Consider the following 20,306-nt stretch of genomic DNA (forward strand, 5'->3'; position numbering starts at 1 on the left):
TTTTATGCTTCTTTTTCGTTGAGGGCTTTAATCAATTTAATAAAACCAAAAACAAGCAAGATAAGCCCTAAAATTTCATAAACCCAATAAGATAAAATTTCATATCCAGCTTGCTCTATAATCAGATCAATTAAGAAAAATGGCATACTTATGACAAAACTAATGACCCATAAATAAAACGCTACTTTTGAACGAATGAACATCAGGAAGCACGCAATCGAAACATTTAGTACTGCATATTCAAACCCAAATCGAATATACAAATAGATGGCAAATAAAACAACCAATGGATCATATGCCATTTTATATCCACTAAATCTCTCATTCATTAAAGCAGAAATCACAAATATTATAAGATATATACTAAGTACTGAGCCAATCGCATCGATATGATTGATTGTAGACATAAAAGACATCGTTCCAAAATTAAAGCTAAATATATCAGATGTAAAAGCATATAAATATTGACCGAATAAACCAAATAACATCAGCACATGTGCTCCTAATGGTTTTTGATCAAACTGTAAATACATCACAGCTAAACCAATGAACACTACTGGAAATATATAAATCAATCCATCAAAAAAATCATATGTAGATAATATCACATCCATAAGTTTAAATAAGATAAATAGAAATAGAAAAAGTGTTTGTTTTTTAAATGATATTTTATGCATAAATGATTTTATATATAACATAACTTAACTCCTTATGAATGGTTTCTTCTTTATTTTATCACGTAAAAAACAATAAAAAAACCTAATTCATTCGAATTAGGCTTTTGACTTTATTTTTTAAGTTCTCCTAGTATACCTTTAATCGCTCCAAAAATTAAATAAAATGCAAATAATGAGAACAACCAATAAGATATCGGTATAGATAATAAAGGCGTATTGAGTATTGTATCTACAAAATTAAATGGAACATCAATGACACCTGCAGCTAAGAACAAAATTGTTGAAAGTGGTGCACCAAATAATAATGATATAACAGGTAACATCAGCTTATCAATCACAAGATCGAATCCACCTCTAAAATAGAAAAACAGTCCAGCAATTATCGCAGTTAAAAGTAAATCTTTACGTTCATTTTTCGCTTTAGCATCTTTGTTTAAGAACAATGATATTGACATAAGTAATAAATATAAGAATGCTACTAAATCAATAATCGAACCAAAATCAAGAGGATTTGCAAATCCGAACGGATCAAATCTAAATGACAAAAGCGAGTTAACAAAACTACTACCTGTAGATAAGAAAAAGGCAGCTAATGTAGCGAGATGAGCAGCAAATCCTTTTCCTTTAATTGCTAGATATAAAAGACCAATAACGACAAATGCTAAAGGTGTATAAACCTCTAATGCATTTAAAAATCCACTTGTGTTTCCTAATCTTTGGAATACGACATAAGCTAATATAGCAACTAAAATAATGGTACGTACTTGCTGATTAAATATCGATGAAAATCTTTTTATAAACTTCATATGTAATTCTCCTTTTTTTCTTATAATTCAATTATAACAAGGAGCAACTAACATATTAAATTATTTGCTTACATTAAACTTTGGATACGTCTTATAGAACTCTAATTTCACTTGAATGAATGATTCAAGCTCTAACAAAATTTGATAAAGAATTGCCCTTGATTCAAACTCATCTCTTGTTTTTGGTAAATCAGATAATCTATACTTTGATAGCATTTCATGAATGGTATTTAAGTGTTTTTGTCCTTCATCATAATGCCCAATAGCAAAGCAGAGTTTTTTTATAAAAATAGCAATCTCTTCTGCATAAGGATGTATACATTTCACTTTAACAGCCTGCTCAAACATATGGTTTAAATATCTGGCTTGTGTGCTTCTCATATATACATAAGCTAAGTAACTCTGATCATTTTGAAAAAGAATGTTTTTATCTGTGATTTCAACTTGTTGAATAATAGACTTTAGTTTTTGTTCAAGCTGATTATAATAACTTGAATAAGTCTCATGATATTCAGGATCTTTAACTAAAAATGATAACATCATTAAATGATCTTTCATATAGCCATCAATGGTTTCAATATATTTTATTAATACTTTTTCACCACCAGTTGGATAAAAAGTATTAAAAATCATCGCAATCCCGATTGATACAATGACAAGCAATGACTCCTCAATCAAAAACTCAAAAGAAAAGCTTCCTTTTACCAAAAAATGTGTTACAACAACTAAAGCTGGGACTATACCTTCTTGGATTTTAAAATAGAAAGAAGATAAGACTAGAATAAAGACTAATACGATAAAAACCCAAAACTCATAGCCAAATAGCCAAAACAAAAAAATCGATAAAAACATCGCATAAAATACATCCAAGATGCGTTTTGCTGCGATGATCATCGAGTCTTTTTTTGTAAGTTGTATAGAAAGTAATGCGAGTATTCCACCAGTCAGCCAGTATTCTAAACCAATCCATCTTGAAATAAGTCCTGCAACGAGCGTGACAAGTGTCATTTTAATTGTCGTATGTACAATTCTCATATAATTTACCTTTTATGCATACGTTTATATTGATCGTAATATAAATGTATATCCGACAAGTCAAAAGGTTTTTCTTTGTTTTTGATTTTTTTAAGCAAGATATCAAGCTGAGCTTTGACAATCTCATCAATTTCATCAGAATAACACATTTTATCTGAATGAACATTATATTCTTTTTCATCTAAAATGATATAGTTTCCATCTGGAAAAACTTTAACATCTAAATCATAATCGATGTATTTAACAGCTTCTCCATCAAATAAATATGGACTTGATAAATTGCAATAAAAGTAAACCCCGTCTTTCTTAAGCATACCTATGATATTGAACCATAAATCGTTATAAAAATAACAAATTGCTGGTTCTTTTGTATGCCAACTTCTTCCATCATGCTCAATGACTCTTGTGCGATGATGGCCAGTTACTAAACAATGCTGATCTTCAGATAATATGGTTGTTTTTTTCCAAATTCTATGAAGGCGTTTGTTATGCTTATAACTGTGAATTGGTACATGCATACCGGTTGATAGTTTCATAAAACCACCTCAAATGTTGTTATTATTATAACATTTTTTTAAATAATTTCTATGCGAAATGTACTTAAGATATCAGAACTATGTATTTGAGGTATATTCATTTCACAATGTTGCGCTATATATAGGTGTATTTCAGATTTTTTAACAAACCATATCGTAGACATAATCACATTGAAAAAAAGAGATTTTATAACTGATTTTTGATGCATCACATGGACATCATCATCGTTAATGATGTTGTCTATGTTTTTTTTCATGAATCACTTGATCAATAATGATCACAACAAAAAGATATAACTCTTTGTTGTCTGATTCATGAATATCTATCTCATAAGTATCGCCCCAAGACAAATACTTCTTGTTAATGGAAGCGATATGATTTTCATGATCTATAATATCGAAAGCATGCCCGTATAAACTACCTTCTACTGATAAATTTTGTCCTAAGATGTCTAAATCGAAATTTGGTCTTAAACTAAACTTCCTCTTAATGTGTGCCACTTCTTTTCCATGATCATCAAACAAAGTATACTTTGCCATAAGCGATAAGATTTTTTTCTTTGCATGATACAAAACATTTCCGTTCATGTCTTTTAACTCAAGTTTGTTAGATAAACTCATAAATCTACCTTTAACTTCATAAAGCTCATTTTGGCTTTCATCAGTCACTTTAAATCTATCTTTGATAGAAAAAACCTTTTGCTTAATATAATATCTCATGGTTTATACTCCCTTTTTATCATATACCTAGATTATACTTCTAAAACAAAAGATTTACCATTTATTTTCAACACGTTCAGCAAACCCAAGCATATCTTTGATGATAATCTCTTTATTTTCAACCTTGAATGTTCCTGAGAATCTACCGAAGACCTGGTGTTGGACGGATTTTAAAATAATGATATTTGTACTTGAGTTTCTATCAATGATTGGTTCAAAGGTTAAATCTATCTTTCCATCTTTTGATTTAAACATCCATGTACTCAAATAATCATAGTGAATACCATCTTTTGGTATGATGAACTCTACATCGTCAAGTTTATAGGTTTGATCATCATAAAACAACATATTTTCGCTTGCTTTTGAGGTATCACCAAATCCATACCCGAGATTAAATCCTATCTTATGCCCGTTTTGCTCACCGCTCAAACTAGACCAATACCAGATATTATGGTATGTCCATGCACCTCTTCCCCAGTCAAGCACACCATATGCCCCATTAAAATCAAAAATCTCATCTCCTAAAATAACTCTTCCCGAAGATTTTAATAAATTTATTTTTTGATTATAATAAAAACGTTTCCGATTTGCAAAAGGCGTTGCAATCACCATGGAATCATCAATCATGGCATCGAGATATAGATCAACAATTAAAGCTTCTCCTTTATTAAAATTAGGAATTTCAGCTTCAATGTGTCTCTTATCTTTTTCAATCTTATAGTTTATTTTCCACTGGCCTTTATGCACCATAACATTGTCTTTCTCGCTTGTTTCAGGCATATTAAAACGCTTGAATGGTATCCATCCCATTTTTGATTTTGATATTTCTTTTCTTAAATTAAAATCAAAAAGTGTAGCACTTAACAACCACATATATCCGTTATCAGCAACAGTAAGTGCAATACCATAATCATCATTACCTACGTAATAATAATCCCATTCTTTAAGTCTCATTCTGCTGTTTCTCACCAATTTTTTATCATATGTTTTAATTAATGATGTGTGATAACCAGCCTCTATTAATTCACCTTGCTGATTTAATAACGGTCCTTTTTTTAGTTTTTGTTGCATGATTCAACACTCCTATGTATGTATTTTTTTAACATATTTACTTTGCTTTCTCTTCCCATAATCTCATAATATTTAAGCCAATTATGAATAGAATCCATATATACTACTATATGATCTATCTCATGTGTATCAAATACTTCATTTTCATCAAAAGATAGATCATATAACTTTTGGTCTTTTATAATCTTAAATCCTGAGATTAAATCAATATCGACATCATCAATCACATATTCACAAAAGACTTCAGTTTTGTATGTTTTATGCCTATGTTGAGGTTTCATTTTCCCAAGTGTTTCTAAGATTTCTTTTGCTATTTTTATGTCTTTTTGTCTTACAAATAAATCTATATCAGAAAAATCATCAACAATGCCTCTTAGATAAAGCATAGCGGATGCACCTAAATTCCATATGATGTTTTTTTCATTTAATCTTTCAGCAATATGCTTTAAAATATCTAGTTTATGTTCAAGTTTACCTTTTTGTGTAAATCTCTTAACACATTCAGTCTTTTGTCTTGTATATTCGTCTCGATTGGTTCTGTATTGCTTAGATAACTCTATTTTGAGTATTTCATATGTTTTTGCATCTTCAATATGTTTAATCAAATGATTTTTAAAATAAATCTCATCGAAACTATTTGATTAAAACGGACAACTTAAAAAAAGGCTAGGACATAGTATAGTGTTCTAGCTTTTTTTGTTAGAATGAATATAAAGGAGTCGTTAGAATGAATGAAAGAAAAACAAGAAAGCATCCATCGTATACAATTGATGAGAAAAACAAGATTGTAGAACTGTATTTAAGCAAAGAGAAAACACAGCGTCAAATACTTAGAAGTTTTGATATTGTTCATAGTCAATTAGATTTATGGGTAAAACAGTATCGAAAGCATGGCACTTGTGTAGATCGTAGAGGAAAAGGTACGAAAAAAGATATACCAAACAAAGGTAGACCTAAGAAGCTTAACTTGGACATCATGAGTAAAGAAGAACTGTTAAAATATATCAAAAGTGGTGAAGACATAAAAAAAGCGGTAGCCTACCTAAGAACGCGCGAGAAAAATACCAAGTCATAGACCAATTAAAGGATCGTTATTCTATCATCTATCTCTGCATGAGGATGTCATGTTCAAGAAGCGGTTACTATGAATGGATTCGCTTAGGTAGGCCAAAATATAAAGCGTTCAATGAATTGCTTAACCATCAGATTGTTAGTCTCTACCATAAAGATAAAAGATGGGGCATAGAAACAATTCAAATGAAATTAAAGAAAATACACGGCGTCTTTACCACGAAGAGCACCGTGTATCGATACATGAAACTGAATGGTATTCAGTCTATTATCAGACGAAAGAGAAAAAGATATAGCAAGGTCAACCATCATCGCATTCCTAATCTCCTTCAAAGAGATTTTACCACAAAAATGTCAAATCAAAAGTGGAGTATAGATGTTTCTTATTTGCCCACAACACAAGGAACCATCTATTTGTGTGCGATAAAAGATCTCTATGATAAATATATTGTCAGTTACAAAGTTTCCGAAAGAAATGATTTGAAACTAGTCATGGATACTTTAAAACAAGCAACAAGAACCGTACCCAGAAATTATCGCAAAGGATTAATACTGCATTCTGATCAAGGTACCGCATTTGTTGGACAAACTTACCATAGGTGGTTGAAAAGACATTGGATAAAACATAGTGTATCAGCAAAAGGCAGCTGCGTAGATAATTGTCCAATAGAATCTTTCTTCAGTCAATTTAAAAGTGAATGTATGCATCTTCATCATCAAATCACAATAAAACAAATGAAAACACTTGTCGATTCTTACATCACATATTACAATGAAGATAGACAAAGTAAAATAATAAAAGAGTTGACACCTCTACAATTGAGAATGTCAACTCTTCCTAGCCTTTTTTAATTACTGTCCATATTTAGCAAACAGTTTCTCATGATCATTTTCTTTTCTTAAATGCAGATGAAATACTTGATCTGCATATCCTTGTTCTGTATACCCTTTATTGAAAGATATTCGATCGTCTGATTGACTCATCAGTATATAACCGCAGTCATTAATTATCTCTTTAAATCTTTGGAAATCTTCTACTTTCGTTTCAATTAAAATATCTACAATCGCTTTAGCTTTGATATGGGGGATTGCTGTACTTCCTATATGCTCAATTCTAATCGGTTTATGCTCTTTAAAACATTTGATAAGCCTATTTTTTTCATTTTCATATTGAACTTTCCATGATGGATCATGATCTACTAATTCAATTGGAAAAAGTTTCCAGAGTTCTTCTAATGTCATTTCATTTAGTTTTTTCATATATGCTCTCCGTTCTCTTTATAAAAATTATATCATTGATATAAAAGAAAACAAAATCTGTAAAACCAAGAAAACATTAAAGTACCTACAATAGTACACCAAATAAAACTGCTAAAATAACAATGATTGGAGCAGGTATTTTTTTGGTTAATAATAAAGCTACAGTAACAATCATCACAATAAAATTATCCCATCTGAACCCGCTATCTTGCATCAGTTTAAATGCTGCAATCGCAATCAAACCACCTGCAACTGAAACAATCCCTGTTAAAGCAACTTTGATGCCTTTCATCGCCTTTAATTGTTCCCAAATAGGGTATACAAAGAAAATGAGTAAGGTACCAGGTAAAAAAATACCTAGACTTGAAAATAATGCACAAGTTATTTGACCAAATGTAGATAAATCCCTTGATGCCATACCCCCAGCGTATGCACTGAAACTAAACATTGGCCCAGGGATGCCTTGGACAAGTCCAAAACCTGTTAAAAACTCATCAATCGTCATATACTGATGCACTTCTACAAGTTCAGTCACCATATAAGGAATGACAACCTGTCCACCACCAATCACCAAATAGCCAAATCGATAAAACCTTTCAAATAAGAAAAGGATACGATTATCAAATACTAAGTTTAATAGAATAAAGCCAATAGCTATACTTGCAAACACGATAAAGTATCGCCACGGAGGGCTAACTTCTATTTTATGCCAAAGTCCTTTTTCTCTAGAAAAAAGCGTATATATGAATCCTCCCAAAATAAGTACTAAAGGATATATATATGCTTGTGTAAAAAAATATGTGATGACCATAGATGATATAAACAAAACCAGTGTTAACGGATTTTTAATGACTTTACGCCCTAGTTTATAAGCAGCTACAGCTATAAACCCAACTGCCATGGGACCGATGTATCTTAAAATATTCGAATCAATTTGATTTCTAGCAAGTATAAAATAAAGGAATGAAAATAAAGTCATAATGACTATAGCTGGCAAAGCCCATACTAAAAGGGTTAAAAAGGCTAAGACAGGACCACCAATCTTATAGCCAATAGATATGATTGTTTGTGTACTACTTGGGCCTGGTAAGATACCTGTTAACGCAATCAATTCAACCATCTCATCTTCTGAGAGATACTGTTTTTTTACGACCATCTGATCTGTGAAAACACCATAATGTGCTTCCGGTCCACCATAAGCTCCAAGTGAGCAAATAAGGACATCTTTTAAAAATGTTTTATACTTTATTTGTTCCATCATAAATACCTTTATCATCTTTTTATTTCATCATATCATATATTAGCTTTAGAAATTAAAAAAAGGCCTTACATAGGTAAGATCAGTCTAAAATGATATATCCTCTAAATCCTCTAGAGCCGTAATACGAGTCTGCTCCATTATGATAAATGAACGTTTTTTGATACCTGTTATCACCAAATATTGCTCCACCTAATGATCTGATGTCATCTGGAGTTTTTAACCAACTTGACGTTTTTAGATCAATAGGTTCTAAGCTTTGAATGTATCGATATAATGCTTCATCCATGAGTTCTATGCCAATGATTTTACATAAAGCTAATGCAGATGATTCTGGTGGAAATTTTTTCCTTGATAATCGAGCTTCTTCGTCATAACAAACACTCGTTCTAGGCTTTGGTGTTTCTTTTGAAAAATCAACTATATAAAGTTTGTTATGATACGATATCACATCTGGTTCACCACCATATGTTTCCATGTGTTCGATGATTTTAATCGTACTATCATTTAATTTGGATTTTACATCATCCCAATTTACATCTTGATGGCGATGCATATTTTTTTGAAATCTTGTTTTTATTTGACTAACTATTTCACTCATGCTCATGCTCCTTTTTCATTAGTTTAAGCGCAACACAACTCCATGTTTCATCCAATGAGACATTTGCATATGGTATTAAATTGAAAACTTTTCCCAGCTCGAACGTTTTATCTCTATTTAGATCTTCTTTGTCATATTTTTTCTTTTTTTGATAAGATATCCATAATTTCGTGTTTTCGTTTATCAAAGGTAATAATTCTTTTATATGATCCATGAAATCTTGAACAGAGTATAAAAAAACATGATAAAAATTAGGTTCTAGACCACTAAAATCGATGTAGTGTTGTTGGTCTGCAAAATCTCTGTATGCCCTTGGTGCATCTATATATCTACCAACAGTATTTACTTTGAGTCTCATTTTTTTATATATGGATTGGTCCATGTTATACTCCTTTATCTACATCATAATTTTTTTTTTGATATAGAACAAGTAAAACGCAATCTTTTTAGATATTGACAGTCAATATAGATTGCGCTAATATAAAATTAAAACGAGGTTCTTTATGATAAATCAATTTGAGTTAGTGCATGTAGGTTTCAAGTATTTGCTGAGTGTTATGGGTGAAAGCAAGGAACAAGCTATAATATTAATGGATGACTATTTAGATGAAACTCATACGGTTCCATTAGATAGATTCACTTTTGAGTTAGTCATCACTCAAGGGAGTATGAAAAAATCACTACATGTAGCTTATGCAGCTGTTTCTGAAAAAGTAAGTATAAGTAAACAAGTGCAATTGGTTGAGCTAAATAGTGATTTGTTTTTAAAAGTTTATTGTCCGAAAGAAGATTATAATGACTTACTTGAAGGAAAATATAATAAAACCTATGAATCCTATCTTAAGGAACAGGGATTAAAGATTAATTTCTCAAAAATATATGGGTTAATGAAATCATTTGATGATGGTTATGAAATTTATTTTAACTGTAAATCTTAAAGAGCGACATCGCTCTTTATTTTTTTAAGAATTTCGTCAATATCATATAAATCTTTGATAATGAAATGATTTAATGCATGTATGTTTACTTGCTTAGTAAAATAATCATTTTCCTTGATCAGATTTTGCATGGTCAAATCTTCACTGATTCTTTTTTCAACTACGCTTTGATGGTTAATGATGTCTTGATAATGATTTTTGATATAAGTATCCTGAAACAACAAGCATAAATAGGATATATGTTTTAAGTATTTAACATCAAAATCCTTAGCAAAATCAAAAGGTAAATAGCATCCTTCAACGACTAGGTTTTGCTGATTTTCAATCGCTGTTTTTATGATTTCTCTAAGAATTGGCCAAATTTCATTTGTAAGATCATAAATGCTATCACTAGGTTTTAAGTGAGTATATTTACTTCTTATGAGTCCCATCTTTAAGTGATCGATGGATAAATAAGGATATTTGAATGTTTCTAAAACTTTTTGGGCAACATATGTTTTACCTGTATGTGTTGGTCCGTGAATGAGTAGAATCATATCAGATAACTCCTAGGATCAATCATTTTCTTTCTCCAATCCGTATATCTTATAAATACTTAAAATAAGGTCACTCTTACCTTCAATATATCGATCAATATCATTTGGATATTTTTTTGATAACTCTTCTTTTAACAGCCCATAAGCTTCTACATCCTTAGGATGCTTTCTTAAATGATCTCTTAAAGCTAAATGTCTTTTTAAATGAAAGTTGTCTTTCTGACATACATATAAATGATGTCTCATTAAATGCGCCTTATTTTCATATCCGAAAGCTTCTCTACCTTCAATGCCCTGGTTTCCTTCATGAATATAGCCTATCGTTTTTAGTCTATCTTTGACCAAATCAAACTTAGATTGATCATCAATGATGACATCGATATCTATAATTGGTTTTGCTTTAAGTCCAACAACAGATGTACTCCCTACATGTTCGATAGCTAATACATCATCTTTTAATACCGATTCTAGATCTTTTTTGATGCTTAAAAAAGCATCACTCCATACTGGATTATAGTTTTCAACAATAACACGTTTTCTATTCATGTTCTTCCTCGCTTTATTTAGTAAGATTTGTTTTATTTAATAATGATTATGTTACTGTTTTTTCTTTAAGCTTGAAAAACAGTTTTTGGATGATAAACAATGCAATGATGATTGCAGCTGCAACGATCACCACAAGTAAATCTGTAGAAATTTTTATATACAAGAATCCTAAAAGAATCACAAAATCTAATATAAAAGCTGACCAAACAATCCAACGATTCACTTTTATCTCATCTTTCATTTTAACAACCAACCCATAATGAATCATCATATCCATCACTAAATATAAAAATACCCCCAAAGATGCAATTCTTGTTAAATCGAACAATATCGTTAAAACGATTGCTAACCCAACCGTATAGAAAATCGTTTGTTGCTGTGTTTTAATATTTTCTGATATTTTTTTATGTGGAATCATTTGCATATTTGCTAGCATTGCAATAAGTCTTGAGACGGCAAACACACTTGCAATAATCCCAGTGATAGTAGCAAGTATTGCTAAAATGACTGTAAACCATAATCCTAAACCTGAAAAAACAGGTCTAGCAGCTTCAGCAAGTGCATAGTCTTTAGATGCAATAATTTCTGAGACAGATAGATTTGCTGTTACACCAAAAGTAACAACAATATAGACAACTAAACTGATAATGATTGAGAACATAATCGCTCTTCCAACATTAACTTTAGGTTTTATGATTTCATCTCCATTATTTGTAATGGTTGTGAAACCTTTAAATGCGATGACAGCTAGTGCTGTAGCAGCAATATAATGTGCGAAACTAAGCGATTCAGCTGCTTCTGATACTTCAGGAAGCTTGAGTGCAAAGCGTGCAGCAAAAAGTCCTCCCGCAGCAAATAAAACTAATCCTAATATCTTTATCACTGACATGATCGATGTGAATGTTTGTATAAATGAGTTTCTCAATAAATTGATAATTAATGCAAATATGAGTAGTCCTACCCCTAGAACAGATATAACCCAGGTATCAGATGAGCCGTTAAAGATTTGCATAGTATACGATCCAAATGTTTTTGCAACCAAACTTTGGTTGATGACCATAGATAAAATCATCATTAATGCCCCAACACTAGAAAAAACACCTTTTCCGTAAGCTTTGACTAAATACATACCAATACCACCAGCACTTGGATAATTTTGGCTGAACTTAATGTATGAGTATGCACTAAATCCTGTGACGACAGCTCCGACTAAAAAAATCAAAAAAATCCATTGATTGGATAACTCAGCAATTTGACCAAGCAATGCAAAGATGCCTGCACTAATCATGACGCCTGTCCCTAATCCGATAGCTCCAATTAATGTGATACTATTTTTTTTCTGTTCATTCATCTTTTCACTCCCTCGTATAATATGTAGTGTAGATTTAGGATAAGACCTATCTAAGTATTTTATCCATTGCTTTACCTTTAGAAAGTTCATCAATCAATTTATCAAGATATCTAATCTTTTTCATCAATGGGTCTTCAATATCTTCAATAGTCACTCCACATATTTTACCTTTAATGGATTGTGCATTTGGATGTATCATCGGTGCTTCATTAAAAAAAGATTCAACATCAATATCACTATTGATGAGTTCCATTAGTTTTTCTTTTGCATACCCTGTTAACCAACAAATAATTAGATTAACTTCTTCTTGTGTTCTTTGTTTCTTTTCTGCTTTTGCCACATAAAGTGGATAAAGCTTTGAAAACGACATGTGATATAATTTATGGCTCATATGATTACTCCAATCATAAAATAGATGTTTTATATCTTTATTATAACATGTTGGAACTGTTAGATAAAATGACTAAGAAAGTCTATGAGCATACAAAAAACCAAAAAATTATTTTATTTTTTTAGATGTTACCTCAACCCACGCAAGAAAAAATCCTGATTTTATTGCAACATTACTAGAGTTTACATGAGAAATTGAAGTTTTATAAAATGGTACGATGCCCATGTTTAAAAGTCTAGACGTTAGTTGTGAAACCAGCATAGTTCCAATCCCTTGATGTCGATATTTTTCATCTATATTTACCCCCATTTGATATAAATAATTAGAATCACGACTAACTCCAGCCATACCAACAATTTCATTTTGATTAAGATATGCAACACCAAGCACATCTGGTGCATCAGGGTCAAAACAAAACGCTTCATCAAATCGAGAATCACCTTTAAACTGTTGAATTTCCTGTTCATCAAACCATGTCACTTGTTTTGTACTATCAAGTTTCAAACGCTCTGGATCTGGTAAGTAATGTAACAGAACTTGATCAATTTCATAATCTATGGATTTTAGTTTTTGATCAATTTTTCTAAGCATATAAAAATCAAAAATCCAATTTGCTTGCTTAGGCAATATTTCTTTTTCTATCCAAGAAAACAGCTCCTTCTTTGAAGATACAACTGATTTACCCTGGATTGACATCATATTAAAAACACATGATTGCCATAAGTCTTTTCTTTGATTAGGGTGCATTTTTCTTTTTGTTAATACATTTTTTTCACTGTAAAAATCATTGATATCGCTATGATAATCGATACTAAGTTGTTTATATGCAATATCAATAATTTCTTTTCTTGTCATCATATCATCACCATGGATTGCTTATTCGATAACATAAGCAATACCTTTCCAAGTTTTCATAAAAGTTTCGAGTGGAAATTCATAATAAACATATAGTGGATCTCCATTGGCGTCATTTCCAAATCTAGCGTTGATATTAGGATCATTGACTAAGACATAAACATCACCAAAATCAGTAATCCTATAGCCTCTAACAACAATTAAATGACCGTTTGTATGATACAACCCCATATCCCCACTAACACTAGCAGCAACCGGTCCAACTTGAGCCAAATGTATCATGAGCTCTTCAAATGAATACATCACACCTACATAAGCCGTTTCATTATAACTTGACATACCAACAGTATTAAATACCCAGTTCCCATAGATATTTGCACCATAATCTCTAAAAAGACGTGCTGTAAAACGATGTGGAAGTTCATCTTCTATAGATAAATCATGCCCTTTATAAAGTAGTAACATCGCTGCTGATGTAGGGCTGCATATACTACTTCCTATATCGATAACTTCTTGTTGGTTAAGCATAGGCACTTCATAATCTAGAAAACTAGGTAAATGATCTGTGCTTGGTGTATATGTATAGTTGGGTATCGTTAAAGCAAAAGATACCAGTTCTAATTTAGGACTTGATATACTTATATCTTTTCTTTTTAAAATCATTTTATATTGAATTTGTTGAGCCTTTTTATCGTTTAAGATCATGATTTCATCTGTAGATATCTTTGCGATATGATCGGATGCATCAAGACTGAAGTTGTTTCGCCCCAACCCCCATGCTCGATAAGATAAATATTTGCTCCAAATCCCGTCAACCATAACTTTCACTTGAAGTTCAACGGTTGCATCCAAAGATGATATTGCTGACCATGACCCTACCATTTTCGTAAAACTAGGGGTTTCAATAGGATCTGATTCATACGTAGCCTCTAACATATTATCTTCAAGTTCTAGCTTATGATCAACAAGTTTCAAATCATTTAGTTTTGCTTTATCTATCCTATCAGCATACACTAAAATTTGATGTGGTTTTATGAAATGATTTACTTTTTCTTTTTTCATGACGGTCACCTCAAATATCATTGTATGTGTAGCATTTTGTGTATGAACTGTTGCTTTAAGTGTAACGCTTATATCCTCATCAGTCTGCTTTACTAACCCTGTTGCATCTATTATATCAGTATCTGATGATTCCCAAATAATCTCATATGAATCGTTACCCATCATAATCGATTGGGGCAAGTCTAGTTGATTACTGATCATACTTGGTATCAAAATCTGATTCTCCATAGATTTCTTTAAATCATTTTCTTCAGATACATTTGAACATCCTGCGAGTATCCATAAAATAATTATAGTAAAAATGATTGTTTTTTTCATCATGAGCCTCATGCATTTACCACTAAAAATAATGTGTTCTTTTCTTGCATTATACTAAAAATAATGACGTTTATAAAGTCATTACAGTCTCAATGTAAAAAACGACCAATAATTAAAAATAATTTATCTTCCAATTTCAAGATTATAATATAGATATTTATTTAGAAATATTGTAAATTATATACAGTAATTATTGTATTAAGAACTTAGATAAAGTAAAATAAGAGTAGCATACAAACAAAGGGGTACATCATGAAAATCATCATAGCTGAAGCTATAGGCTTCAAAGAAGTCAACGAAAAACAACTCTTACACGCAAGAAGACTTGATCAATCTAATGAAAAATATATTAAAATCATAGACTTATTTAAAAAGAAGGAAATTTCCTTTTTTTATGAGTTGGGTATCATGTTAAATCATTATATCAATAAAGATAAACCCTTAGTTTTTGTTACTGATTGGACTGATCCTACAGAAATGGTTGGTCTTTTACTTGAAGATGGTAAAGATGATATAGTATACCCAGATCTAGGATTCCTTGCATTTTATACTGATTGGAATGATCTTGAAAACTCTGGTATAGAAAAAATATTCTCACATGAGTTTTCTCATTTATGGCTTTATAATCTAGGGTATGATTTTGAGTTGAGTCCATCAAATAAGTTTCATACCATTACAGCTATCACTGATCCTTTTATGGCATTTAGCGAAGGGTTTGCTGAACATTTAGAAATAGTATCCAGCGACTTATCCCATCATCAAGAAAACAATTTACCTTTTGATTCCGGATTTGATATTGAGTCTTGGTTAAGCTATCGTGATAGTGCTTTAAGGATGCACGCAGTTAAAAACAATCGTTTCATTTATCTTACTGCACATCCTAAAATTGATACCTATAAAACATATGCTGAGCTACATATGGCACATATAACATCTAGTTGTTTTACACCTGAACACATCAAAAATGGTTCGCAAATGATGGCATCAGAAGGTGTAATTGCGAGTTTCTTCTATTACTTTTATAAAGATGAATTTTTTAAAAATCAATACCAAGATGAACTATTCTATCAACCTTTTGGTACACAAAAAGCTGCTCTAGATGCAATCTCAAATCATTATCTAAAAATTCTTTTTGCTTTGTCAAAAATAGATTTGACAAAAGAGACATTAATGGTTGATTTCGTCATGACATACGCAAATGCTTTTCCAAATGAAAAGGAAAAAATATTTGAACTTTTTTTAAGGATCACTCATTTTGCAACAGTCGATGAGGCGTATATATCTAAGTTTGAAAACCTATATCTTACTGGTAAACAAGGCAACCCTGACGCATTTAAAGAAGCTTTGATGTCTGTTAGAACTTTTAGGAAGGAAACACTTTCAAAAATAATAGAAAACCCCGAAATGTTAAAAAATGGATTATATCAGAGTATTTGGATAACAACTAACCAATATATTAAGCCAGTTCCATGGGATGATAAAATGTCTGTTTATAAAATCGATATAAATACTGCGACTGCTATTGATTTATTAGCCTTACCTCATATGGATATATTAACTGCTGAAAAAGGGGTAAGTCTAAGAAAATCACTAAAAGGCTTTGAATCTTTAGATCAATTTATTAATTTCATATCAACAGATAAAAACTTAAATGTATAAATGAAGAAATACTTTTTTCATCAATCAAAAAAGACATACAAGATTTAATTCTAATATGTCTTTTTTTTGATGAAGCTAAAGGATTATTGTATCAGATAAGAATACCTTTTAGTGATTAGAAATCGGGATTCTTATCTGCACACTATTGGGTATTCTTATATTAGCATTTATATTCACAATCCAAATTTCACGTATAAACCCACATTTTTGCTTAAAAAATCAATGTGTAAGTTTTTATTTTTTGCACATGATAAATCCTATGATATTCTCCTTTTCCAACAATAAATAAGACTGAAAATTTTCTTCTTTTGCCATATCAACAAAGATTTTATCCAGTGCTTGAAATCGAAAATGCCTAAATCTTGATAATACTGTCGATACTTTTCTTGAAAAAACTTATCTTCATAGTTTTTTAGTGTTTCAATTGTTGTCGTTATTTTTTCTGTTCTTTTCTTTAAACTAATTTTATATTTTCTCAACTAAAGCAACTTCATTGGTTGAGCATACTTTATCATATCTATGATCATGAACCACAATCTTCATATGCTTGCTACCGATAAAATAATAATGTAACCAGTTTTCAAATTAACTTAATTCATAAATTTGCTATCATTTAAATGATGATCTAACTTCATCTAAGAATCTTTATCGTTTGCATTAACCTATCTGATATTTATTATACTTCTTTCTTTTTTTGAAACTCTATAACTACTTGATGATTTACAACATCATAGTTGATTATGCTGAACTCATCGTTTACTACCATGTGTATTTCTCTATATTCTTCATTGATATCAAAATCATATAGCATAGGAAACTTTTGTTTTAATATTTTTTCAATTTGTACATATATATCGTTATAGATTGATGAAATTGAGATAGGTGGCACATCGAGTTGAATTTGGTTAAATAGAGTCTTTAAAATTTGATACCCCACATATGATTTTTTTAAGTTTGCCGGATATGCACCCAGATCAAAATAGATTTTGCAGGCTACCGGACTTGTTGTTTGTGTAGGAATTTTAACTTTTTTATATCCAAGACTTCTGGATAAATTCAAAGTATGTAAAATCAAAGCTTTTGCCAATCCCTTACCTTGATAAGTCTTTTTAATAGCTACCCAATGCAAATATCCATCACTTATGTCATCCTTCCAATTATTAAAGAATGCGCTTGCAGTTCCTATTTTCTCATTAGTCTTTGAATCCACTAAAAAAACCATTCTATGTGGTAATAGATGTTCATATCTTTTAAAGTAATAATCCCAAGCTTTGATGCCTTCATCAAAAGTTAGAAATTCTCTAGCACTTAACTCTATTTTTATCCACGCGTCTTGATCACCATCTTTATAAAACTCAAAATGATAACCTGTTGGCAGAGGTATAGATAGGATATTTGATACATCTATATTGAGTAATATCTCATAATACCTAATGCTTCTATCAAGATTGTTCATAGCGTTTACCTCTTATATCAAAGTTTTTATTGATGCTGCTAATATAGTTTAGTAGACACAAAGAGTAAGAATCCTTCTTATGCTAGAATATTAAGGAAAAAGTAACTTTCATTTTATACATCATCCCAAATAATGTTAAAGACGATTATAAGATATAAGCGACCTAAGTGCATTTAAAGTCTCATGTTGTAAAGAATTTAATGTATTACTTAATTAATACATTTTTTTAATGCGTTTTGTTAATATTCTCTCGCGTTCTTTTTCTCTGCGTTTATTGAATTTGTTTAAACGTAAAACTTTTTGATATTGTTGCCAACGATCTATGCTTAGTACACCAGTATCAAGTGCTTGTTGCACCATGCAACCTGGTTCATTTTCATGTGAACAGTTTTTAAACCGGCATCCTTCACTGAGCGCTAAAATATCCTCAAACTCATTTTCTGAAACAAAATAAGATGATACGATTCTAATACCTGGTGTATCAATGACTTTTGTGTTATTGTCAAGCTCGATTAATTCTCTATTAACAGTCGTATGTCTGCCTTGCGCATCAGATATTCTAATATCCTTAGTCTTGAGATATTCCTCGCCAATCAATGTATTAATCAATGTCGATTTACCAACACCACTACTACCGATAAAAACTGCTGTTTTATTTTTTAAATCATTTTTGATCATAAGGATGTCATTTTTGTTATAAGCAGAAATTGCTTTGACTTCATTGTCAGTCACTACTCTTACCTTTGATATGTAATCATCCACATCATTGCATATATCTGATTTAGTTAATAAAATGACTGTATCAAATGAAGTATTATAGGTAAGACTTAAAAAATTTCTAAGTTTTGTTATGTTGAAATCTTCGTTTAAAGACATACAAATATAGGTGACATCTATGTTAGTAGCTAAAATATGTCTTTCCATGATGGTGCCAACATCTTGTCTTTCCAAAATGCTCTTTCTTTCTCCAATGCGTTCTATTATAGCTAAATCATAGTTTGCAACTCTAAAATGGACATAGTCTCCAATTTGTGGATAATCGCTTTTCAAATAATGTGTGAATTTAAATCTGCCACTTACTTCTGCCATGATTTTCTTCTCGTCATGGGCTATTAAATAGCGTTCTTTGTAAACAGCAATAATTTGTCCAATGAATAATGTTGAATCTGTTGTTTTATTTTCCAATGTTCTTTCTCCTTTCTTTTAAGATAGATACATCGGAAGCAAACAAAAAGGACCCAAATCGATCCTTAAAACAGAAATAAATATAAGGTTTATTTGTTGGCATTAGATGTATCTGATTAAGTTTTTCTCACTTTTCTTTGATTTTCTGTCATATACATCACTCCTAACAATTTGAATCTATAGTCATTTTACTAAACAAATAAATAATTGTCAATCACATTTTTGATAAAACATGTAGTCAAAAATTTAGTTTATAATTTTAAAAGCACGCTATTTATCAAAAATAATCTTAATACTTTTGTGTCAAACCAATGATTATTATATGGGACAAATTTCCTTTTTAATAAAATTGCAACCTATATCAATGATCTGCTCATCTTTATAGTAAAAGTGTGGTTTATTACTGTAATATTTAGTCATCGACTAAATAATATATGTATGAGCTTCTTTGATTAATGCATCTTTTTTTACACTAGCAAATCTAACAACATTACAAAAATTTAGTTTTTTGCCATTATCTAAAATAAGTATACCTTCACATATTGAACTAATTCCATGGCTTAATGCAATTTTAACTTCAATTTCAACCACCATAGGTCGTTCATTTAATGCTTTATCCATGTTTTCTATTGAGATATCTTCTTCATCGCCAATGATGGTCCATTTAAAGTCATCTCGAACATGCATTCTAATTTGATCAATATCCTTGCTTGCCATTGCAACAGTTAAATCAATAACTCGATCTATTTTTGGTGAGTTTCCACAGTGCACCATGATATTAGTTTTCATTTAATCCACCTCAATATTTATAGAAATATCATAACACTTTTGTATCAATTTACAAAGAAAATTTTAACACATTCCTCTTTTTACGTAATTATTATTAAAATGAATAATTATATACACTTCTTTATTTGTCTTTTCGCTTTTTGAAAATTATGGGAATATCACTTTCAAAATAAAAAAGACTCCTT

At 30.7% G+C, this 20,306-nt stretch carries 25 protein-coding genes; 4 read left to right on the forward strand and 21 right to left on the reverse strand.

Going from position 1 to position 20,306, the window contains the following annotated elements; translation table 11 throughout:
• Positions 1-2: 2 nt before the first annotated feature.
• From BK011_06875 to BK011_06910, 8 genes are all read right to left on the reverse strand, one after another.
• Complete coding sequence (locus BK011_06875; protein AUD65426.1) at positions 3-698, reverse strand: hypothetical protein; 696 nt, start codon at positions 696-698, stop codon at positions 3-5.
• Positions 699-787: 89 nt separating this feature from the next.
• Entirely contained in the window at positions 788-1,483 is a 696-nt protein-coding gene (locus BK011_06880) for a hypothetical protein (GenBank protein ID AUD65427.1), read from the reverse strand.
• 60 nt (positions 1,484-1,543) lie between these two features.
• On the reverse strand, positions 1,544-2,518 hold the full coding sequence (locus tag BK011_06885; protein AUD65428.1) for a hypothetical protein: 975 nt from the start codon (positions 2,516-2,518) through the stop codon (positions 1,544-1,546).
• A 5-nt stretch (positions 2,519-2,523) separates the two neighbouring features.
• Complete coding sequence (locus BK011_06890) at positions 2,524-3,036, reverse strand: hypothetical protein (protein AUD66161.1); 513 nt, start codon at positions 3,034-3,036, stop codon at positions 2,524-2,526.
• A gap of 56 nt (positions 3,037-3,092) precedes the next feature.
• Entirely contained in the window at positions 3,093-3,311 is a 219-nt protein-coding gene (locus tag BK011_06895) for a hypothetical protein (GenBank protein ID AUD65429.1), read from the reverse strand.
• Positions 3,283-3,774 carry a hypothetical protein gene (locus tag BK011_06900; GenBank protein ID AUD65430.1) on the reverse strand — a complete coding sequence of 164 codons (492 nt, stop codon included), beginning with the start codon at positions 3,772-3,774 and terminating at the stop codon, positions 3,283-3,285. The genes BK011_06895 and BK011_06900 overlap by 29 nt, the downstream gene beginning before the upstream one ends.
• 54 nt (positions 3,775-3,828) lie before the next feature.
• Entirely contained in the window at positions 3,829-4,845 is a 1,017-nt protein-coding gene (locus BK011_06905) for a hypothetical protein (GenBank protein AUD65431.1), read from the reverse strand.
• Positions 4,830-5,450 carry a hypothetical protein gene (locus BK011_06910; protein ID AUD65432.1) on the reverse strand — a complete coding sequence of 207 codons (621 nt, stop codon included), beginning with the start codon at positions 5,448-5,450 and terminating at the stop codon, positions 4,830-4,832. The genes BK011_06905 and BK011_06910 overlap by 16 nt, the downstream gene beginning before the upstream one ends.
• Positions 5,451-5,572: 122 nt before the next feature.
• Between BK011_06910 and BK011_06915 the strand changes: the two genes are divergently transcribed.
• On the forward strand, positions 5,573-5,920 hold the full coding sequence (locus BK011_06915) for a hypothetical protein (protein AUD65433.1): 348 nt from the start codon (positions 5,573-5,575) through the stop codon (positions 5,918-5,920).
• Entirely contained in the window at positions 5,917-6,768 is an 852-nt protein-coding gene (locus tag BK011_06920; GenBank protein ID AUD65434.1) for a hypothetical protein, read from the forward strand. Before BK011_06915 ends, BK011_06920 begins: the two co-directional genes overlap by 4 nt.
• Here BK011_06920 and BK011_06925 read toward each other — a convergent pair whose 3' ends face one another.
• From BK011_06925 to BK011_06940, 4 genes are all read right to left on the reverse strand, one after another.
• The gene (locus tag BK011_06925) at positions 6,769-7,176 is read right to left on the reverse strand and encodes a hypothetical protein (GenBank protein ID AUD65435.1); all 408 of its coding nucleotides are present in this window, start codon (positions 7,174-7,176) and stop codon (positions 6,769-6,771) included. It abuts the gene before it with no gap.
• Positions 7,177-7,261: 85 nt separating this feature from the next.
• A complete protein-coding gene (locus BK011_06930; protein ID AUD66162.1) occupies positions 7,262-8,437 on the reverse strand; it encodes a chromate transporter in 1,176 nt (391 codons plus the stop codon).
• A gap of 79 nt (positions 8,438-8,516) precedes the next feature.
• Positions 8,517-9,041, reverse strand: a complete 525-nt coding sequence (locus tag BK011_06935; protein AUD65436.1) for a hypothetical protein — start codon at positions 9,039-9,041, stop codon at positions 8,517-8,519.
• Positions 9,028-9,417: a hypothetical protein gene (locus tag BK011_06940; GenBank protein ID AUD65437.1), complete on the reverse strand. Its 390-nt coding sequence runs from the start codon at positions 9,415-9,417 to the stop codon at positions 9,028-9,030. Before BK011_06940 ends, BK011_06935 begins: the two co-directional genes overlap by 14 nt.
• 121 nt (positions 9,418-9,538) lie before the next feature.
• On the opposite strand from BK011_06940, the gene BK011_06945 reads away from it, so the two are divergent.
• A complete protein-coding gene (locus BK011_06945) occupies positions 9,539-9,973 on the forward strand; it encodes a hypothetical protein (GenBank protein AUD65438.1) in 435 nt (144 codons plus the stop codon).
• Here the strand turns inward: BK011_06945 and BK011_06950 are convergent.
• The 6 genes from BK011_06950 to BK011_06975 form a co-directional block, all read right to left on the reverse strand.
• A complete protein-coding gene (locus BK011_06950; GenBank protein AUD65439.1) occupies positions 9,970-10,509 on the reverse strand; it encodes an adenylate kinase in 540 nt (179 codons plus the stop codon). The genes BK011_06945 and BK011_06950 overlap by 4 nt on opposite strands.
• A gap of 18 nt (positions 10,510-10,527) precedes the next feature.
• A complete protein-coding gene (locus tag BK011_06955; protein AUD65440.1) occupies positions 10,528-11,055 on the reverse strand; it encodes a hypothetical protein in 528 nt (175 codons plus the stop codon).
• A gap of 46 nt (positions 11,056-11,101) precedes the next feature.
• Positions 11,102-12,406 (reverse strand): amino acid permease, encoded by a 1,305-nt coding sequence (locus tag BK011_06960; GenBank protein AUD65441.1) that lies wholly within the window; start codon positions 12,404-12,406, stop codon positions 11,102-11,104.
• A 46-nt stretch (positions 12,407-12,452) separates the two neighbouring features.
• On the reverse strand, positions 12,453-12,797 hold the full coding sequence (locus BK011_06965) for a hypothetical protein (GenBank protein ID AUD65442.1): 345 nt from the start codon (positions 12,795-12,797) through the stop codon (positions 12,453-12,455).
• Between the two features lie 108 nt (positions 12,798-12,905).
• Positions 12,906-13,652 (reverse strand): hypothetical protein, encoded by a 747-nt coding sequence (locus BK011_06970; GenBank protein ID AUD65443.1) that lies wholly within the window; start codon positions 13,650-13,652, stop codon positions 12,906-12,908.
• Between the two features lie 21 nt (positions 13,653-13,673).
• Complete coding sequence (locus tag BK011_06975; protein ID AUD65444.1) at positions 13,674-15,032, reverse strand: hypothetical protein; 1,359 nt, start codon at positions 15,030-15,032, stop codon at positions 13,674-13,676.
• 252 nt (positions 15,033-15,284) lie between these two features.
• On the opposite strand from BK011_06975, the gene BK011_06980 reads away from it, so the two are divergent.
• Entirely contained in the window at positions 15,285-16,691 is a 1,407-nt protein-coding gene (locus BK011_06980) for a hypothetical protein (protein ID AUD65445.1), read from the forward strand.
• A gap of 676 nt (positions 16,692-17,367) precedes the next feature.
• Here the strand turns inward: BK011_06980 and BK011_06985 are convergent.
• The 3 genes from BK011_06985 to BK011_06995 all read right to left on the reverse strand — a co-directional run bounded on the left by BK011_06985 (position 17,368) and on the right by BK011_06995 (position 20,121).
• On the reverse strand, positions 17,368-18,147 hold the full coding sequence (locus BK011_06985; GenBank protein ID AUD65446.1) for a hypothetical protein: 780 nt from the start codon (positions 18,145-18,147) through the stop codon (positions 17,368-17,370).
• A gap of 213 nt (positions 18,148-18,360) precedes the next feature.
• Positions 18,361-19,332, reverse strand: a complete 972-nt coding sequence (locus BK011_06990) for a ribosome small subunit-dependent GTPase A (protein AUD65447.1) — start codon at positions 19,330-19,332, stop codon at positions 18,361-18,363.
• Positions 19,333-19,755: 423 nt separating this feature from the next.
• Positions 19,756-20,121, reverse strand: coding sequence for a hypothetical protein (locus BK011_06995; GenBank protein ID AUD65448.1), 366 nt, complete (start codon positions 20,119-20,121; stop codon positions 19,756-19,758).
• Between the last annotated feature and the right edge of the window lie 185 nt (positions 20,122-20,306).

The sequence above is a fragment of the Tenericutes bacterium MZ-XQ genome, assembly GCA_002838205.1.
Lineage (GTDB): Bacteria > Bacillota_I > Bacilli_A > Acholeplasmatales > Acholeplasmataceae > Mariniplasma.

Coding starts and splice junctions, on each gene's coding strand:
- BK011_06875 (AUD65426.1), bottom strand. CDS start 698: ATGTTATATATAAAATCATTTATGCATAAAATATCATTTAAAAAACAA.
- BK011_06880 (AUD65427.1), bottom strand. CDS start 1,483: ATGAAGTTTATAAAAAGATTTTCATCGATATTTAATCAGCAAGTACGT.
- BK011_06885 (AUD65428.1), bottom strand. CDS start 2,518: ATGAGAATTGTACATACGACAATTAAAATGACACTTGTCACGCTCGTT.
- BK011_06890 (AUD66161.1), bottom strand. CDS start 3,036: ATGCATGTACCAATTCACAGTTATAAGCATAACAAACGCCTTCATAGA.
- BK011_06895 (AUD65429.1), bottom strand. CDS start 3,311: ATGAAAAAAAACATAGACAACATCATTAACGATGATGATGTCCATGTG.
- BK011_06900 (AUD65430.1), bottom strand. CDS start 3,774: ATGAGATATTATATTAAGCAAAAGGTTTTTTCTATCAAAGATAGATTT.
- BK011_06905 (AUD65431.1), bottom strand. CDS start 4,845: ATGCAACAAAAACTAAAAAAAGGACCGTTATTAAATCAGCAAGGTGAA.
- BK011_06915 (AUD65433.1), top strand. CDS start 5,573: ATGAATGAAAGAAAAACAAGAAAGCATCCATCGTATACAATTGATGAG.
- BK011_06925 (AUD65435.1), bottom strand. CDS start 7,176: ATGAAAAAACTAAATGAAATGACATTAGAAGAACTCTGGAAACTTTTT.
- BK011_06930 (AUD66162.1), bottom strand. CDS start 8,437: ATGATGGAACAAATAAAGTATAAAACATTTTTAAAAGATGTCCTTATT.
- BK011_06935 (AUD65436.1), bottom strand. CDS start 9,041: ATGAGCATGAGTGAAATAGTTAGTCAAATAAAAACAAGATTTCAAAAA.
- BK011_06940 (AUD65437.1), bottom strand. CDS start 9,417: ATGGACCAATCCATATATAAAAAAATGAGACTCAAAGTAAATACTGTT.
- BK011_06945 (AUD65438.1), top strand. CDS start 9,539: ATGATAAATCAATTTGAGTTAGTGCATGTAGGTTTCAAGTATTTGCTG.
- BK011_06950 (AUD65439.1), bottom strand. CDS start 10,509: ATGATTCTACTCATTCACGGACCAACACATACAGGTAAAACATATGTT.
- BK011_06955 (AUD65440.1), bottom strand. CDS start 11,055: ATGAATAGAAAACGTGTTATTGTTGAAAACTATAATCCAGTATGGAGT.
- BK011_06960 (AUD65441.1), bottom strand. CDS start 12,406: ATGAATGAACAGAAAAAAAATAGTATCACATTAATTGGAGCTATCGGA.
- BK011_06965 (AUD65442.1), bottom strand. CDS start 12,797: ATGAGCCATAAATTATATCACATGTCGTTTTCAAAGCTTTATCCACTT.
- BK011_06970 (AUD65443.1), bottom strand. CDS start 13,652: ATGACAAGAAAAGAAATTATTGATATTGCATATAAACAACTTAGTATC.
- BK011_06975 (AUD65444.1), bottom strand. CDS start 15,032: ATGAAAAAAACAATCATTTTTACTATAATTATTTTATGGATACTCGCA.
- BK011_06980 (AUD65445.1), top strand. CDS start 15,285: ATGAAAATCATCATAGCTGAAGCTATAGGCTTCAAAGAAGTCAACGAA.
- BK011_06985 (AUD65446.1), bottom strand. CDS start 18,147: ATGAACAATCTTGATAGAAGCATTAGGTATTATGAGATATTACTCAAT.
- BK011_06995 (AUD65448.1), bottom strand. CDS start 20,121: ATGAAAACTAATATCATGGTGCACTGTGGAAACTCACCAAAAATAGAT.